This is a genomic window from Flavobacterium ginsengisoli (genome assembly GCF_029625315.1).
GTDB classification, from domain to species: Bacteria; Bacteroidota; Bacteroidia; order Flavobacteriales; family Flavobacteriaceae; genus Flavobacterium; species Flavobacterium ginsengisoli.
On record NZ_CP121110.1, the window covers coordinates 2916031 to 2933152 of the forward strand.

Here is a 17122-nt window from a genome sequence, read left to right on the forward strand (position 1 = left end):
AAAAATTCTAATACAAAAATAAAAACCGAGGCACAAGCTTCGGTTTTTTTATTTTAAACTCTATATATGATTTTAGAAACATATAAAATTCCTTTAGCCAACAACCACAATAAGGCTGCCACCCCTAGCAGTTTCCAAGCCCAAGCTTTACTTCTTTTCCAATCAGAGAAAAACGAAAATATTTCAAAATATTTAATGACTACATAAGCACTTGTTCCTATCAGCGAAAACCAAACAACTTCATTTAAATGATAACTGAAGCCGTACAAGAAAGTTAAACTTAAAAAAAGTACGGTTACAAATTGCAGATAGTAATAATTTCTGAAATCATATCTGTAGTTCATTTTCAAGGACAAAATTAAGAACGATATCGCCAACAAACTTATTAAAGCGGCAATAACATTATAAAAAAGAAAATTGTCTTGAAAAATCAGCACTAAAACTACAACAACAGCAATTACAGTACATCCGCCAAGAGAATTTATACCTCTTTCTCTTCTATCATTTTTAAAGGGAAATAAAACCGGATATAAATACTTTTCTAAAGTACGCCAAAAAGGCAAAGCATAAATTGTCGCAATTCCTGATAATACAATTTCGTAGTTATAAAAAATGTCTTGCGGAACTCTGTATAGCACATACAAAAGCGCAAGCGTAAGACATAAAGCAGGAAGACAAATTGTTTTTACCGCTTCCCAAGAGTTTTCACCCCAAAAGTTATTTTCTATTTTAAAAATATACCGTTTAATTAAATATTCTTTCGTAAAAAGAGCTGTAGATTGACTCCACAACAAACACAGTCCTACATGAATCACAACTGTACGAAGTACAAATTCATCTATAGAAACTCCGTAATAGATACAAAAAGCGCTTGCAATCAGCAATTCGTAAGTCAACAAGATTGGTGAAAATAAAAACTTTAATAATGGCGCTAAATGCCTAATAACAAAATCAATCAACAAACTCCAATATCGCTTAAACAAAGCTAGAATAGCACAAATAGCAATAAATGCAGACAGATAAAACATCCAATTTGCCAGCGATTGCGCTTGTAGCCAGAATTGAACTGCAGAACCTTTTGGCGGAGCATACACTATTTTAGAATTAGCAAAAACTTCTAAAGCTAATTGATCTCGTACTTTATCATCAATTTTTGAAAATTCATTTTTGTGTTTCATCCAGAATTGTTCTGTTTCAAAACCGTTCTTTTTAAGAACTTCAAATTCATACAAAACATTTTTCTGTTCTTCGCTTAACGAATTTAAATAACTGCTAACATTATTATCTGAAACAGCTTTTCCGTAAGCACTAAAACAACACAGCAGTATAAGTATTATTATTTTTTTCAACTTTTAATATTTAGGACAATGAAAACAAACATAAAAGTAAATATAAGTTTTAAAGTCTTTATAAAAGTATAAAAAACAAAAAACCCGATCATTTCTGAACGGGTTTTTTATAAAAAGTAATCTATGATTATTATGCCTCGAATGGGATAATAGATACATAAGATTTGTTATCTCTTTTCTTTTGGAACTTAACAACTCCAGCAACTCTTGCGTGAAGAGTGTGATCTTTACTAATGTAAACGTTTTCACCTGGATTGTGTTTTGAACCTCTTTGTCTAACGATGATGTTTCCAGCAATAGCGGCTTGACCACCATAAATCTTAACGCCTAGACGTTTTGATTCTGATTCTCTACCATTCTTCGAACTACCGACACCTTTCTTGTGAGCCATGACGTATGAGTTTAAATATTGTTATTATTCTTTAGTAGCTTCTTTTTTTGCTTTTGGAGTCGCTTTTTTGCTTTTGGAGCTTCTACTTCTTCAGTAGTCGCTTCTTCTGCTACAACTGCTTTTTTAGTGCCGCTTTTTTAGTTCCTCCTGCTGCAGTAATACCTTCAATTACAATTTGTGTAAGATATTGTCTGTGACCATTTCTTTTTTTGTATCCTTTTCTTCTTTTCTTTTTGAAAACGATAACTTTATCACCTTTTAAGTGTTGTAACACTTTAGCTTCTACTGAAGCACCTTCTATAGCTGGGGCGCCTAAAGTTACATTTCCGTTATCATCTAATAAAAGAACTTTGTCAAAAGAAACTTTTGAACCTTCTTCATTAGCTAAACGGTGAACATAAACCTTTAAGTCTTTGCTTACTTTAAATTGTTGCCCTGCTATCTCTACGATTGCATACATACCAAATTGATTTATTGATTTTTAAGGTTGCAAATATACAACTAATAATTTACTGTGCAATCCCTAAAAGCAAAAATATTTTTACTTAAAAAAACCTTGTTTTTCAGGCAGTTCTACATCAAAAACAAAATTATTTTAAAGTAAAAGATTGTTAAAATCACATTAATTTAAAAACAAATCTGTAATACCTAATTAAAAAAAACTATTTTTGGTGTAACCAAAATCAACTCTTGTCTACCTACTACTGTTGATATTTTAAAATTATTAATCTTTATGAAAAAATCAATAATGATGTTAAGTGTCTGCATTAATGCTTGGCGGAGTGGCTCATGCCCAAAAAGTAGCTTTCGAAGAATACGATTTAGACAATGGGCTACATGTCATTTTACACAATGACCCTTCGGCTCCAGTCGTGATCACTTCGGTAATGTATCATGTTGGATCAAAAGACGAACGCCCAGACAGAACTGGTTTTGCACATTTTTTTGAACATCTATTATTTGAAGGAACCCAAAATATAAAACGCGGAGAATGGATGAAAATTGTTACTGCTAACGGAGGTGTAAACAACGCAAATACCTCTGATGACAGAACATATTATTATGAAGTTTTTCCATCTAACAGTTTAGAACTTGGTCTATGGATGGAATCTGAAAGACTGATGCATCCTATTATTAATAAAATTGGAGTTGACACGCAAAATGAAGTAGTTAAAGAAGAAAAAAGAATGCGTTACGACAATCAGCCATACGGAAATATTCTTCCCGAGGTTAAAAAGAATATGTTCAAAAATCATCCTTACAGATGGACCACTATTGGCTCTATGAAAGATTTGGATGCTGCAACTCTTGAAGAATTCCAAGCTTTCAACAAAAAATTCTATACTCCAAATAATGCCGTTTTAGTGGTTGCTGGAGATTTCGAAAAAACAAAAACAAAAGAATGGATTCAGAAATATTTTGGACCAATTCCGCGAGGCGAAGAAGTTAAAAAACAAACCTATACAGAAGATCCGATCACTCAAACGATTAAAGCTACTTACGAAGATCCAAACATCCAGATTCCGATGATTGTAGCTTCTTACAGAACGCCTTCAATGAAAACAAGGGATGCAAGGGTTTTAGATTTAATTTCATCTTATTTAAGTGATGGAAAAAGTTCTAAACTGTACAAGAAAATTGTAGACGACAAAAAAATGGCGTTGCAAATTGGTGCTGTAGGTTTTAGCCAAGAAGATTACGGAATGTATATTCTGTATGGTCTTCCAATGGCTCCATACACAACAGCCGATATTTTAAAAGAAATGGATGAGGAAATTGTAAAAATTCAAACCGATCTTATTTCTGAAAAAGATTACGAAAAATTACAAAACAAATTCGATAACAATTATGTAAATGCCAATTCGAGCGTAGAAGGAATTGCAGAAAATCTAGCTTCATATTATTTACTTTATGGCGATGTAAATCTGATTAATACCGAAATCGACATTTATCATTCTATAACAAGAGAAGAAATAAGAGAAGTTGCCAAGAAATATTTAAACCCGAACCAACGTTTGATTTTAGATTATGTTCCAACTGCCAAATCTCAAAACTAAGAATATCGAATCATGAAAAAAATATATCCTTTTTTAATCCTTATTTTCCTAACTGGAATTATGCAAGCACAAGATCGTCCACAACCCAAACCAGGAAATGCCCCAGTAGTCAACATCAAAAAACCGCAGACCTTTGTTTTAGCAAACGGAATGAAGGTTTTGGTTGTTGAAAACCATAAATTGCCTAGAGTTAGCTTTACACTTACTTTAGACAACGCTCCTTTTACTGAAGGCAACAAAAAAGGCGTTGACGAATTAACTAGTAGCTTAATTGGAAACGGAACTAAAAAAACAACCAAAGAGGCCTTTAACGAAGAAATTGATTTTTATGGAGCTAATATCAATTTTACTTCTCAAGGTGCTTATGCAAGTTCATTATCAAAATATTCTGCACGCGTTTTAGAACTTTTAGCAGAAGGCGCTTTACAGCCAAATTTCACTCAAACCGAATTTGACAAAGAAAAAGCAAAACTTTTAGAAGGCCTTAAAGCTGACGAAAAAAGCGTTCCTGCTATTTCAAACCGAGTGGTCGATGTTTTAGCTTTCGGAAAAAATCATCCAACAGGAGAATATCTTTCTGAAGAAACTGTAAAAAATGTAACGCTTGCAGATGTTCAAAACAACTACAATACTTACTTTGTTCCAGAAAACGCTTATTTAGTTGTTATTGGAGATATCAAATTTAAAGAAGTAAAAGCTGCTGTTGAGAAATTATTCAGCGGATGGAAAAAGCAAGCGACACCAAAAAACACTTACCCAAATCCGACGAATGTTTCAAACTTACAAATTGATTTTGTTGATGTTCCAAATGCGGTTCAATCTGAAATTTCATTAGTAAATACTGTAAATTTAAGAATGAGCGATCCCGATTTTTTCCCTGCAGTAATTGCAAATCAAATTCTTGGAGGCGATTTCAATAGTTACTTAAATATGAATTTACGCGAAGAACATGCTTGGACGTATGGCGCAAATTCTAGCATTGGAAGCGGAAAATATGTTACCAAATTTAAAGCTTCATCAGCAGTTAGAAACACTGTAACAGATAGTGCTGTTGTTCAATTTGTAAAAGAAATAAAACGAATTAGAACAGAAAGAGTTGATCCAGAAGTTTTAAGAAATGTAAAAGCTGGATATATTGGAAGATTTGTAATGCAAGTTGAAAAACCGCAAGCTGTTGCACGTTACGCTTTGAACATTGAAACAGAAAAACTTCCTGCCGATTTCTACGAAAAATACATCCAAACAATCAATAATGTTACTGCAGACGATATTTATCGTGTTGCAAACAAATATTTCTTATTGGACAATATGCGTATTGTGATTGTCGGAAAAGGATCGGATGTAATTTCTGGTTTAGAAAAATTACAAATTCCGATTTATTATTTCGATAAATATGGAAATCCTGTTGAAAAACCCGCGACAAAAAAAGAAGCTCCTAAAGATATTAGCGCTAAAACAGTTTTTGAAAACTATATCAATGCAATTGGAGGAGAAAAAGCGGTTAGCGCAGTAAAAACTTTATACATGAACGGCTCTACAACTGTTCCTCAAGCTCCTACTCCATTAACTTTTACTTCTAAATTAGATTCAAAAGGAAAAATGATGGTTTCACTTTCAATGGGAACTATGAATTTAATGAAACAAGTTGTGAATGAAAAAGGCGCTTATGTAGAACAACAAGGAAAAAGAAAAAACCTTGAAGGCGAAGATTTAGCCGAAATGAAAGCAAATGCAGCGCCATTTGAAGAATTACAACTTGCAAAGAGAACCGACCTAAAAGTAGAAGGAATTGAACCAATTAACGGAAGTGATGCTTACGTAATTAAAGACGGTAAAACAAAGTATTATTATGACGTTAAATCTGGCTTAAAAACAGCCGAATCTAAAGTTCGTGAGCAAGGCGGAAAATCAGTAGAACAAATCACCAATTTTAACGATTATAAAGAAGTAAAAGGCATTAAAGTTCCTTTTAATTTAGTTCAAAATGTTGGCTTTGAATTAGATATCAAAATGTCTGATATTAAAATAAACGAAGGCGTTTCTGAGAAGGATTTTCTTTAAGGTGCTAAGGTTCTGAGATACTAAGTTGCTAAGTGTTTAAGATTTTAAGGCTTTGTCAAAGTTTGAAACTTTGACAAAGCCTTTTTTTTATTACCAGGTTGTCAGTTTGAACGAATTAGAAGTCCGCTCATAACTCATAACTCATAACTCATAATTCAAAATCACTTCTTAGCCGATAAATAGACTCCAATCAAAATAATAAACGCTCCTACAGACTGAATTGGTGTCAACATTTCGTTATCTAATAACCCCCAAAAGAAGGCAACTATCGGAATCAAATATGTTACCGATGTTGCAAATACAGGCGACGACATCTGAATTAATTTAAAGAAAAGAATATTGGCGATTCCAGTTCCTAAAACACCTAAAATTGCCACAAAAAGTATAGAATCTTGCGTTTCTGCAAAATGTATTTTCTGGCTAATATCGGTTGTGCTTAAAATGATTAATGCCGGTAAAAGCAAAACTGCAAAATTTCCTGTTGTAATACTTACAGAATTTAAATCGTGTAAATATTTTTTAATTAAATTGACATTGATTGCATAACTAAGCGTCGCAATTACAACCAATAGCACATACAAATAATTTTGAGTTCCGCTAGAAGAATCTCCGCTTAAAACCAAAAGCAAACAGCCAGCGAGCCCTACGAAAACACCTAAAACCTGCCTTTTTTGAAACTGAATCCCAAATGCTATAATTCCTAAAATTAAAGTATTTAAAGGCGTAAGCGAATTCAAAATCGCCACAATAGAGCTATTTACTTGGGTTTCGGCAATAGCAAAAAGATAAGCTGGCATAAAAGTTCCAAACAGTGAAGTTATCGCAACATATTTCCACTGACGACGCGAAATCTTTTTTAAGCTATTAAAACCTACAATCAACAGAAACAGCGCTGACAAAAATAATTCGGAACGAACCGACTTGAATTGCCGTTAACCCAATCAATCCCTTTTTTATCAGAATAAAAGAACTTCCCCAAATAAGAGAGAGAATAGTTAAGTAAACCCACTTTAACTGTTTTGTTTCCATAATTTGTATTTTATTGCAAATTTGTAATTATTTTACGAACTAAGCATTCTCTTTTTATTAATTTTGCAAGAATCTAATTCGCAATTTTTAAATTTATATATAATGAAAATTTCAAAAATCTTAATCGCCGCAACAATCGCTGGTTTAGTATTTGTTGGTTGTAAAAAAGCAGAAGACAAAAGCCTTGAAGTCGTAAATGCAGAAAAAAGTGCTCCAAAAGAACACAAACCAATCGTCGCTGAAAATCTTCAAACTGCAAGTTTCACAATTGACGGAATGACTTGCGCTGTTGGATGCGCTAAAACAATTGAAGAAGAATTAGCAAATCTTGACGGAGTTGAAAAAGCAACTGTTGATTTTGACAAAAAAACTGCAACTGTAAGTTTTGATAAAACAATCCAAAACTCAGAATCTTTAACAAAAGTAGTTCAAGAAACTGGAGACGGAAAAACATATAAGGTTTCGAATTTTAAGTCTTAAATTCTAAATTAATAAACTTAAAAAGGCGTTCAAATTTGAGCGCCTTTTTTAATTCATTTAATATTTTAACTAAAGATTACTTCTCTTTAAATCCTTTCTCTAAATAAGCATTTTTCTCTTTTTCCGATTCTAACAGACGCTCATATAGTTTTCTATTTTCATCTACAAGTTCCATCATTTTATCTAACGGATTGAAAGTGCAATGATTATTGAAAGTTCCTGCACTATGATCAGTAAAAGTATTAAAGTAATTTATCATATTTTCTTCAGAAAAATTCTTAATTGCTTCCACAGTTACGCCAAGGGCTTTTGCCACTTCTTTGAGTTTATCATCATCAATAGTTTCACTGTTTTCCATAGCAGATATTGCTTGTTGATTAGTTCCTAAAGCCTGAGCCAATGCTTCCTGCTTCATATCTTTCAGTTCACGAATACGGCTTATTTTTCGCCCTATATGACTTGGTTTCGTTAATATGCTCATAATTCAAAGATAATTATTAGAAATAAAAAATAAAGCAATCCGTAAAAAACACCAATCTTTCTGTACGTTACAGATTCAATCTATCAACTCAAAACAAAAGTATAATTTTTCTTACGCTAAAAAAATAAAAAGGATTCAATTTGAATCCTTTTTATTTTTATTTCCATTTCAATGTTTCCATCAAACGCTGCATATCATTCTTAACATAACTCGCTGCAGGCATAATCGAATCAAAGTTTGGTTTTGCATAAAAATATACCGAACCAATTAAAAAGTGTTTTGTACTGTCGGTAACGTAGAACTGAGAATTTGTCGCTGCATTTCCATCAACTTGATAAAACATTCCGTAAACCTTTTTCTCTGGATTTAAATACGGTTGTTCTAAAATATCATCAGCTTTAATAACGTGCTCGTAAGTCAGCTTTTGGGCGTCACGTAGCAATTTATCAATATTGCCATTTACTGGCTTGTACGTCAAATAAATGGTCGCTTTCATCTTTGGATAGGTAATTGCAAAACCACATTCTTTTTCGCCTTTTATAATAGCGTCTTCATTCATCTGAAAAGCAAATGGGCAATTGTTTTCAAAATTCACATATTTTGCTTCTGGATAATCCAATCGCAGATAACTCGCAGGTTTTGGCAAAACATCATTTTTACAGCTTATAACCGTTAGAGCAAGCAAAATTGCTGTTATTGAAAGTATTCTATTAAACATTTTAATTTATGGTTACTTTTATTTGTTTTACACGCTTTTTATCTACTGTTTCTATTGTGAAAATACAGTTTTTAAAAGGTACTTTTTGATCTTTTTTCGGAAAATTACCTAAAATTTCTAGAATAAATCCAGCTAATGTTTCGGCTTCTCCTTTATGAGCTTCAAAAACATCTTCGTCAACATCTACAATTCTATAGAAATCTTTCAGGTTTATTTTTCCTTCAAAAAGAAAATTATTCTCATCTATTTGTGAGAAGTTCAGGTTTTCATCGTCAAACTCATCACTAATATCTCCAACAATCTCTTCAATAACGTCTTCTAACGAAACCAATCCAGACGTTCCTCCATATTCATCAACCACAATTGCCAAATGGCTTTTTAGGCTCTGAAAATCCTTCAAAAGGTTGTCCAATTTTTTATTCTCAGGAACAAAAAAAGCTTCTCTGATTAAAGAAGTCCAGTCAAACTCTTCTTTATCAATATGAGGCAATAAATCTTTCACAAAAAGCACTCCTTCAATCTGATCAATATTATCACGATAAATAGGAATTCTCGAAAAACCAGTTTCAATTATTTTGGGATAAATCTCTGAGAAAGTTTCTGATATTTCCAATGCAAAAATATCTATTCTCGGACTCATTACTTGCTTTGTATCTGTATTTCCAAAAGAAACAATTCCTTCTAAAATCTTTTGTTCTTCTGTCGAAGTTCCTTCAGAATCTGTTAATTCTAAAGCCTGAGAAAGCTGATTAATAGAAAAATTATTCTTTTGCTTGCCTAATTTATTCTGTAAATATATTGTAAATGCACGCATTGGCAAACTTACTGGAGAAAGCACTTTATCTAAAAATGCCAGCGGATAAGCGACGCCTTTAGCAAAACGAATGCTGTTTCTGCTTGCGTAAACTTTAGGAAGAACTTCACCAAACAATAAAATTAAAAAAGTTACCAAGATAACTTCTAGAGTAAATTTAAAAGCTGACGAACTTACATTGGCAAAAATATTCTGCCCCATGTAAGCAAATAAAATGACTACGCCAATGTTGAAAAAATTATTAGCAACCAACAAAGTCGCCAAAAGCTTTTTAGGCTTGTCTAATAAGTTCGAAATAATTTTACCTTTTGCAGGATTATCGTTTAAAGAATCATCGATATCTTGCTGTGATAAAGAAAAAAGGGCTACTTCGGCACCAGAAACGATTGCCGAAAGAAATAATAAAATAAAAATTCCGACGAAACCAATAATTAAATTAGCGTCAAGATTTGTAGAAAAAAGTAAACTGGGCTCTGGGTCCAAATTGTATAAAATTAGTTAAACATCACTTAAAAGGGCAGATCATTAATCGGGAGCCCTTCAGGAGCGTCAAAGTTAGTATTTTTTGGCGACTCTGTATCTTGGTTTTGTTTTGTATATGCAGTTTCTTTTTTGGTTGTCAGGAAAGTAAACTCAGTAACCTGAATTTCTGTAGTATATTTAGTGGTTCCATCTTCTGTTTGCCATTGACGAGATTTTATTCTTCCCTCAACATAAATCTTATCTCCTTTAGAAAGATATTTTTCGCAAATCTCTGCGGCTTTATTACGCACAACCAAATTATGCCATTCTGTAGAAGTAATCTTTTCATTGGTCGTTTTATTGATATACACCTCATTGGTAGCCAATTGAAAACGTCCGATGCAGTTTCCTCCATCAAAATAATGCATCTTTACATCATCGCCTAAATGGCCAATAAGCATCACTTTATTTAATGTTCCGTTCATAGTTTTTGGTGGTATTTCTCCCAAAGATACATTTTTTTAGCAATTTATTTCTTGCTTTTCTATAAAATTATATATCACAATAGGAAAAGGAAAAGTTTTTAATTTTTGAGAATCTATTCCGTTTTCGATTTTATCTTGCACTCTAATTTTCCAGAATTGTATGTGCAGATGCTGATGCGAAAGTTTATGAATTACGGTCGATTCACTGTAATCTTCTATACTTATAATAGTATAATCTGAAAAAATTTCGTTCTTGGCTTTTTTAGAAACCAAATCAAAATCGGCAATAGTTTCTGTTTCCAACAACGGAAACTCATATAAATTATGCCAGATTCCTTTTGCAGTTCTTTTTTGAATTAATGTATTTCCTAAGACATCTTCTAATATCAAATAATTAAAGTAACGATTGGTCACTTTTACTTTTTTCGATTTCACGGGAAGCTTGTTAACTTTTCCTTTTTGCAATGCAGCGCAACTTTCATTAAAAACGCAAACAGAACAATCAGGACTTTTAGGAACACATTGGAGCGCGCCAAACTCCATTATGGCCTGATTAAAAATTGCAGGATTATCTTTTGGCATTAATTCTTGTGCTAAAGCAACAAACTCTTTTTTAGTTGCCGGAAGCGCAATATCAGATTCTATATCAAAATAGCGAGATAATACTCTAAATACGTTTCCATCTACAACAGGAACAGATTCATTATACGAAAAAGAAGCTATTGCGGCAGCTGTATATTCGCCAACACCTTTAAGTTTTAAAAGCTCTTTATAAGAATCAGGAAAAACTCCATTTAGATCATTACTTATATATTGAGCAGTTTTATGAAGATTTCGAGCACGAGAATAATATCCTAAGCCTTGCCAAAGTTTCAAAATCTTCTCTTCTGGCGCATCTGCCAAATCTTTTACAGTAGGAAATTCCTTGGTAAATGAGAAAAAGTAAGGCATTCCTTGCGCAACTCGCGTTTGCTGAAGCATAATTTCTGAGAGCCAAATTTGGTACGGATCGACCGTTTTTCGCCACGGTAAATCACGCTTGTTCTGTAAATACCATTTTATCAATATGTTATAAAAATCCATTGCAAAATACTTAGATTGCAAAAGTAAATGTTTATGTAATTAAAATTTAACGAATTAGCTTGATTAATTATTTTTTTAATTCCTATATTTGCAAACTCAAAAAAATAGTACACCATTTATAAAATAAAATAGGAAAGAAAATGACGAAAGCAGATATCGTAGCGAAGATTTCAGAGAAACTAGGTCTTGAAAAAGGAGACGTTCAAGCAACAGTAGAAACTTTTATGGAAGAAGTGAAGACTTCTTTAGAAACTGGAGACAATGTATACCTTAGAGGTTTCGGTAGTTTTATCGTTAAAACTAGAGCTGAAAAAACTGGAAGAAACATTTCTAAAAACACTACTATTAAAATTCCAGCACACAACATTCCTGCGTTTAAACCTGCAAAAGTTTTTGTAGAAGGGGTTAAAACAAACAACGAAGCAAAATAATATTAATTAACATAAAATCTGACACAATATGCCAAGTGGTAAAAAAAGAAAGAGACATAAGGTAGCGACTCACAAACGTAAAAAAAGAGCGAGAGCTAACCGCCACAAAAAGAAAAAAGTAGTTTTAAACTACTTTTTTCTTTTTAAACGTTCATTGAAATTGGAGTTCTATAGTCTCAGTCACAGATTACAGTTTGCGACTTGAAACTGCTTACCGGAACTAAAAACTGACAAAATAACTCCTTCGGGTTAATACCTGTTAAAATATTGTTTAATCCATCTGTAGATAAGATTTTAGATTTTAGACCTAAGATTTTAGATTTTTATAATCTATACTCTTCTCTCTTTTTTCTATTTTCTGAAAAAACAGATAAAAATTTACAGTGTGAATAAAGAATTAATCATTAGATCTAGTTCTGATGCCGTAGATTTTGCCTTATTAAAAGATGGAAAACTAATTGAATTGCACAAAGAAGAAGAGAAAAGCAACTTTCAGGTTGGCGATATTTTTATTGCTAAAATCAGAAAACCAGTTGCCGGACTTAATGCTGCTTTTGTAAATGTAGGCTTCGAAAAAGATGCCTTTTTACACTATCATGATTTAGGTCCAAACTTAGCTTCCCAACTGAAATTCATAAAACTTGTAAGCGCAGGTAAATTAAAAGATTTCTCCCTAAAAACCTTTCAGTTTGAAAAAGAGATTGACAAAGATGGCATCATTACTGATATTTTAAGTGCCAATCAATCTGTTTTAGTTCAAGTAGTTAAAGAACCTATATCGACCAAGGGTCCAAGAATAAGTGCTGAGCTTTCTCTTGCCGGAAGATTTATCGTTCTAGTTCCTTTTTCTGATCGTGTTTCTATTTCTCAAAAAATAGAAGACAAAAAAGAAAAGGATCGTCTAAAAAAACTTGTTCTATCTATCAAACCTAAAGGATTTGGTGTTATTGTTCGTACAGTAGCAGAAGGCAAAAACGTAGCCGAATTAGAAAAAGATTTGCAGAACCTGCTTGGCAGATGGTCTGCAATGTGTAAAAAATTACCAACTGCTCATCATCCATCAAAAGTATTAGGAGAGCTAAATAGAGCTTCTTCAATATTAAGAGATGTATTCAATGATACCTTTAGTGGTATTCAAATAGATGATGAAGAGTTGTACCATCAAACGAAGGAATATCTGCAAGAAATTGCTCCTTCAAAACAATCGATTGTCAAGTTTTATCAATCAAATGACACTCCGATTTTTGAGAAATACAATATAGAGAGACAAATCAAAACTTCATTTGGCCGAACTGTTTCCATGAGTAAAGGTGCTTATCTTATCATTGAACATACCGAAGCTCTTCACGTTATAGACGTAAACAGCGGAAACCGTTCTAATAAAGCGACCAACCAAGAAGACACAGCCATGGAAGTAAATATGATTGCCGCTGCTGAAATCGCAAGACAACTACGTCTGCGTGATATGGGCGGAATTATCGTAGTTGATTTTATCGATATGTCTAATCCAGAAAACAGGAAAGTTTTGTTCGACTTCTTGCGAGAAGAAATGAGCGACGATAAAGCAAAACATAAAATATTACCGCCTAGTAAATTTGGTTTGGTCCAGATTACAAGACAGCGCGTAAGACCAGAAGTGAATATCAAAACCAGAGAGGAAGATCCTAACAAACATAATGGTGAAATTGAAGCTCCAATTTTAATCATTGATAAGATCACCGCTGATTTAGAAAGACTTTTAAAAACCCACAATAAAGTTGTGCTTAATACACACCCGTTTGTGGCTGCATACCTCAGCAAAGGTTTTCCATCATTACGTTCAAAATGGTTTTTTGAACATAAGAAATGGGTGAAAATCATACCTCGTGACGCTTACACGTATTTAGAGTATCATTTCTACGACAAAAAAGGAAATGTTATTACAGAATAAAAAAAAGAACCGCCTTTCGTGAGATTGGCGGTTTTTTTGTTTTAAATCGCATTATTTTTAATATTATTCTTACATTTACAAATTAAAATCTTTCTTTTAATTTGCAAAATGCTTACCTATTCTTTTTTTATACGTTTTAAGACAGTTAGTCTTATTCTCATTCTTTCATTTTTAAACCTTTCAAGAATATCTGCTCAGAATGATACCATTTTCGTTGATCAAAATTGGAAAATAACGACGAAAGATAAGGCCGTTTATTACCGAATCAAACAGCAGAACAGACCTATTGGAGCCTGCTGGCTTCAAAGAGGAGTTAAACAGACGTATCCTCTCAACTATTATTACATCGGCACAAATAATCTTCAATTCGAAGGTTTTTCGACGGATGAAAATGGAACCTATTTAACAGGAAATGCAAAATGGTATAATCAAAATGGAACGCTGACAGACTCTGCTTTTCTTTCACTTAAAAAGACTTTAGACTTTCCTTTAATTTTTGATTTAAATTATTCAACAGCAAATAAAAGCTTGTTTAGTGCCGGAGTTGAATTGTGCTTAAATACAGATAGTTACAATAAATTCTTTTTAGGAGCAGGATACGGAATTACAAACAGTTACAACGGAAATTATTTTGGTCTTCCTGATTTTCATTTATCCTACAATACTCAATATTTATTGTTTTTAAAAGGAGGTGCGTCTACTAAACATGCATATATTGTTTCAGGCTTGACATTATTTAATATGATGGATTTAGGATTCGGCTATTCAAAACCATTTTCAGACAACAAAATACCAGAAATAAAAGGGTTCACTATCAATACAACATTTAGACTTACTACTAAACCAAAAAAGATTTATACACAAATGAAAATGATGTAACTTATTCTCTTACAATTTCGATTTTTCTTCTAATTTCATTTCCTGAAGCATCTACAACCGTAATATAATGCGTTCCTGTTGTTGGAGTTATAGGCAGTTCATGAAAGGTTTTAGTTGTAGCCTTATATACATCATCAACATACCAAAACAATTCTTTATCCCTTTCAGAATACGCTACTTTTAAAATTACAGGCTGTATATTGCTGTTAAAATCCTTTGTTAAATATATTTTACTATTTGCTTTTGGATAAATAAAATCCATCGTTGTGGTTTGTGTTCCTTCACAACCTTCTTTAAAAGGAGGCAACGGCAAATATTCTATATGCTGGCTTTTGTAATACCATGCCATAACAGGAGGCAGAACAAACCAGTTTTTAGTCACAATATTTTCAATGCTTTCGCAACTGCTGTTTACTTGAAATTGTTCTGTTTTATCTAAATGAACGGTTTTATGATAGGGACATACTTTGGTTGATTTCCCTTTTTTAGGAACCCATTGTTTGATTTTCGGACAATTGTCTTTTGCTAAATAGCCGCTTAAACGGCAAACCTCAACTTCGGATAAATCTTTATACGGTGTATCAAACCATCTTTGTCTTGGCAGTAAATTAAAAACATCAAATAAAATTGGCGCGGCACTGGTAACTCCTGTTAGAGTTGGCCTCCCCTCGCCCGTTGCGTTTCCTACCCAAATTCCAACTACATATCTTGAATTGGTTCCAATTGCCCATGCATCACGATTTCCAAAACTTGTTCCTGTTTTCCATGCAATTTTAAGCGAACTGTCATAAAACTTCCAGGCTTCATCTCCTTCAGGTCTGTTGACTTCCTCCATTGCGTTGTATGTTAGCCAAATTGATCCAGCGCCTAGAATATTCTTTTGATCTGTTTCTGAGCCAAAATCGGGCTTAAAATCGTTTTTATAATTTAACTCTGTGAACTCATTCGTCCTATATTTTGCCTGATGTTTTGCAAAGTAATTTAATGTAGAAGAAAGATTAGCGTATGTCCTGCATAAATCCCATAAATTACTTTCGGCTCCTCCCAAAATTAGGGACAAACCGTAATGATCAGGCGTTTTATTTATGTTTTTTAATTTGAATTTTTGAAGCTCTTCATAAAACTTGTTTACAGTAAATTCCTGAAGCATCAAAACTGCGGGAATATTGAGTGAACGAGACAATGCACGATGTGCCGGAACAGCTCCGTCAAATGTCAAATTAAAATTTTGAGGTGTATACCCTGAAATTTGCGTTGGAATATCGGCTACTAAAGTATTCGGCAATAACTCGCCGTCATCTAACATCGCTCCATACAAAAGTGGCTTTAAAATACTTCCTGTACTTCTTGGTGCATCAATAATATCGACATCTTTTTGATGATCCGCATCTGCTGGAGAATTCCCAACATAACTCATTACATTTCTACTCTGAACATCTATTACCAAAATAGCTAGATTATGAACTTCATTCTGCTTATACTGATTGTAATAATATCTAGCAATTTGATTGACACGATTTTGTAAAGCATAATCAATTGTAGTTTTTACTCTTGTTCCTTCTTCATTTTTCGCCACTCTCTGCAACAAATGTGGTGCTATTTGAGGCAGATCGTATGGCTTTTGAGGAAGAGGTTCTTCTATAGATAGTTCGTACGTCTGTTTGTCTATTATTCCTTCCTGATGCAGTTTTAATAAAAGACGGTTTCTTTTATTCAACAATTTAATTTGATTTTTTCCAGGATAAATTAAACTTGGCGCATTCGGTAAAACTGCCAAAACTGCATTTTCTGCCCAAGATAATTGATTGGACTGAACGCCAAAATAACGCCACGAAGCCATTTCTAATCCCACAACATTTCCCCCAAATGGAGCATGTGCTCGCATACATTTCTAGAATTTCATTTTTAGAATAGCCTAATTCTAGTCTTGTCGCGAGAATAATTTCTATTATTTTTTCAAAATAGGTTCTGTTTTTTCCTTTTCGGGATAATCGAATGACTTGCTGAGTCAGCGTACTCCCGCCTCTAACTACTTTTCCTGCTTTTCTGTTTTGTTTAAAAGCATTTATCATCGCTCCGGGATTAAAACCTGGATGGTTATAAAAGTATTCGTCTTCAAAATAAACAATGCATTTCTTGAATTTATCAGGAACGCTATCTTGTGCCGGAAAACGCCATTGCCCGTCACGTGCAATTTTCGCTCCTAGAAGTTCTCCTTCTTTGCTTTCTATTACTGTCGAGTAAGGTTCCTTGAATAACATTCGGGGTATCGAAAAATAGTAAATCAGCAAGAGCAAAAATGCAATTGCTGATTTTATTTTATTTTTTTTAATCCAGTTTATGATGCGTTGTAAAAACGCTTTAATTTTATTTTTCAATGCTTGTTTTTTTAACCGCAAAGGCGCAAAGTTCGCAAAGTTTTTCTCTCACAGATTTAGCAGATTTTATTTTTATCTGCTTGATCTGCAAAAT

Annotated in this window: 14 protein-coding genes and 3 pseudogenes; 6 read left to right on the forward strand and 11 right to left on the reverse strand. The window is 33.1% G+C overall.

The features are described 5' to 3' along the window. Positions 1 to 53: 53 nt before the first annotated feature. The 3 genes and pseudogenes from P5P87_RS13585 to rplU form a co-directional block, all read right to left on the reverse strand. Positions 54 to 1349, reverse strand: coding sequence for a hypothetical protein (locus P5P87_RS13585; RefSeq protein ID WP_278019635.1), 1296 nt, complete (start codon positions 1347 to 1349; stop codon positions 54 to 56). A gap of 130 nt (positions 1350 to 1479) precedes the next feature. Beyond that, a complete protein-coding gene (gene rpmA / locus P5P87_RS13590) occupies positions 1480 to 1740 on the reverse strand; it encodes a 50S ribosomal protein L27 (RefSeq protein ID WP_012023622.1) in 261 nt (86 codons plus the stop codon). A gap of 24 nt (positions 1741 to 1764) precedes the next feature. Beyond that, positions 1765 to 2200 (reverse strand): annotated as a pseudogene (rplU, locus tag P5P87_RS13595) (50S ribosomal protein L21). Positions 2201 to 2473: 273 nt separating this feature from the next. Between rplU and P5P87_RS13600 the strand changes: the two are divergent. Together P5P87_RS13600 and P5P87_RS13605 are read left to right on the forward strand one after the other, a co-directional pair. Beyond that, positions 2474 to 3797, forward strand: a pseudogene (locus P5P87_RS13600) (M16 family metallopeptidase). A gap of 12 nt (positions 3798 to 3809) precedes the next feature. Beyond that, positions 3810 to 5858, forward strand: a complete 2049-nt coding sequence (locus tag P5P87_RS13605; RefSeq protein ID WP_278019637.1) for a M16 family metallopeptidase — start codon at positions 3810 to 3812, stop codon at positions 5856 to 5858. Between the two features lie 161 nt (positions 5859 to 6019). Here P5P87_RS13605 and P5P87_RS13610 read toward each other — a convergent pair. After that, positions 6020 to 6887: pseudogene (locus P5P87_RS13610) on the reverse strand (DMT family transporter). Positions 6888 to 6989: 102 nt separating this feature from the next. Between P5P87_RS13610 and P5P87_RS13615 the strand changes: the two are divergent. After that, positions 6990 to 7367 carry a heavy-metal-associated domain-containing protein gene (locus tag P5P87_RS13615; protein ID WP_278019638.1) on the forward strand — a complete coding sequence of 126 codons (378 nt, stop codon included), beginning with the start codon at positions 6990 to 6992 and terminating at the stop codon, positions 7365 to 7367. A gap of 76 nt (positions 7368 to 7443) precedes the next feature. Here the strand turns inward: P5P87_RS13615 and P5P87_RS13620 are convergent, their stop codons facing one another. From P5P87_RS13620 to mutY, 5 genes are all read right to left on the reverse strand, one after another. Further along, positions 7444 to 7848 carry a helix-turn-helix domain-containing protein gene (locus P5P87_RS13620; protein WP_278019639.1) on the reverse strand — a complete coding sequence of 135 codons (405 nt, stop codon included), beginning with the start codon at positions 7846 to 7848 and terminating at the stop codon, positions 7444 to 7446. A gap of 157 nt (positions 7849 to 8005) precedes the next feature. Beyond that, positions 8006 to 8566 (reverse strand): gliding motility lipoprotein GldD, encoded by a 561-nt coding sequence (gldD, locus tag P5P87_RS13625; protein WP_278019640.1) that lies wholly within the window; start codon positions 8564 to 8566, stop codon positions 8006 to 8008. Between the two features lies 1 nt (position 8567). Further along, positions 8568 to 9863, reverse strand: coding sequence for a gliding motility-associated protein GldE (locus tag P5P87_RS13630; protein WP_278019641.1), 1296 nt, complete (start codon positions 9861 to 9863; stop codon positions 8568 to 8570). Between the two features lie 26 nt (positions 9864 to 9889). Further along, complete coding sequence (locus P5P87_RS13635; protein WP_198855513.1) at positions 9890 to 10327, reverse strand: single-stranded DNA-binding protein; 438 nt, start codon at positions 10325 to 10327, stop codon at positions 9890 to 9892. A gap of 36 nt (positions 10328 to 10363) precedes the next feature. Beyond that, positions 10364 to 11410 carry an A/G-specific adenine glycosylase gene (mutY, locus tag P5P87_RS13640; RefSeq protein WP_278019642.1) on the reverse strand — a complete coding sequence of 349 codons (1047 nt, stop codon included), beginning with the start codon at positions 11408 to 11410 and terminating at the stop codon, positions 10364 to 10366. Positions 11411 to 11550: 140 nt separating this feature from the next. On the opposite strand from mutY, the gene P5P87_RS13645 reads away from it, so the two are divergent. The 3 genes from P5P87_RS13645 (at position 11551) to P5P87_RS13655 (ending at position 14650) form a co-directional block, all read left to right on the forward strand. Beyond that, positions 11551 to 11841: an HU family DNA-binding protein gene (locus tag P5P87_RS13645; RefSeq protein WP_007805026.1), complete on the forward strand. Its 291-nt coding sequence runs from the start codon at positions 11551 to 11553 to the stop codon at positions 11839 to 11841. Positions 11842 to 12226: 385 nt separating this feature from the next. Beyond that, a complete protein-coding gene (locus P5P87_RS13650; RefSeq protein ID WP_066032867.1) occupies positions 12227 to 13771 on the forward strand; it encodes an Rne/Rng family ribonuclease in 1545 nt (514 codons plus the stop codon). A gap of 108 nt (positions 13772 to 13879) precedes the next feature. Continuing rightward, a complete protein-coding gene (locus tag P5P87_RS13655; RefSeq protein ID WP_278019643.1) occupies positions 13880 to 14650 on the forward strand; it encodes a hypothetical protein in 771 nt (256 codons plus the stop codon). A gap of 1 nt (position 14651) precedes the next feature. Here P5P87_RS13655 and pbpC read toward each other — a convergent pair whose 3' ends face one another. Both pbpC and P5P87_RS13665 read right to left on the reverse strand, forming a co-directional pair. Then, on the reverse strand, positions 14652 to 16490 hold the full coding sequence (pbpC, locus tag P5P87_RS13660) for a penicillin-binding protein 1C (protein ID WP_278022795.1): 1839 nt from the start codon (positions 16488 to 16490) through the stop codon (positions 14652 to 14654). Continuing rightward, positions 16372 to 17028 (reverse strand): transglycosylase domain-containing protein, encoded by a 657-nt coding sequence (locus P5P87_RS13665; RefSeq protein ID WP_278019644.1) that lies wholly within the window; start codon positions 17026 to 17028, stop codon positions 16372 to 16374. The genes pbpC and P5P87_RS13665 overlap by 119 nt, the downstream gene beginning before the upstream one ends. Between the last annotated feature and the right edge of the window lie 94 nt (positions 17029 to 17122).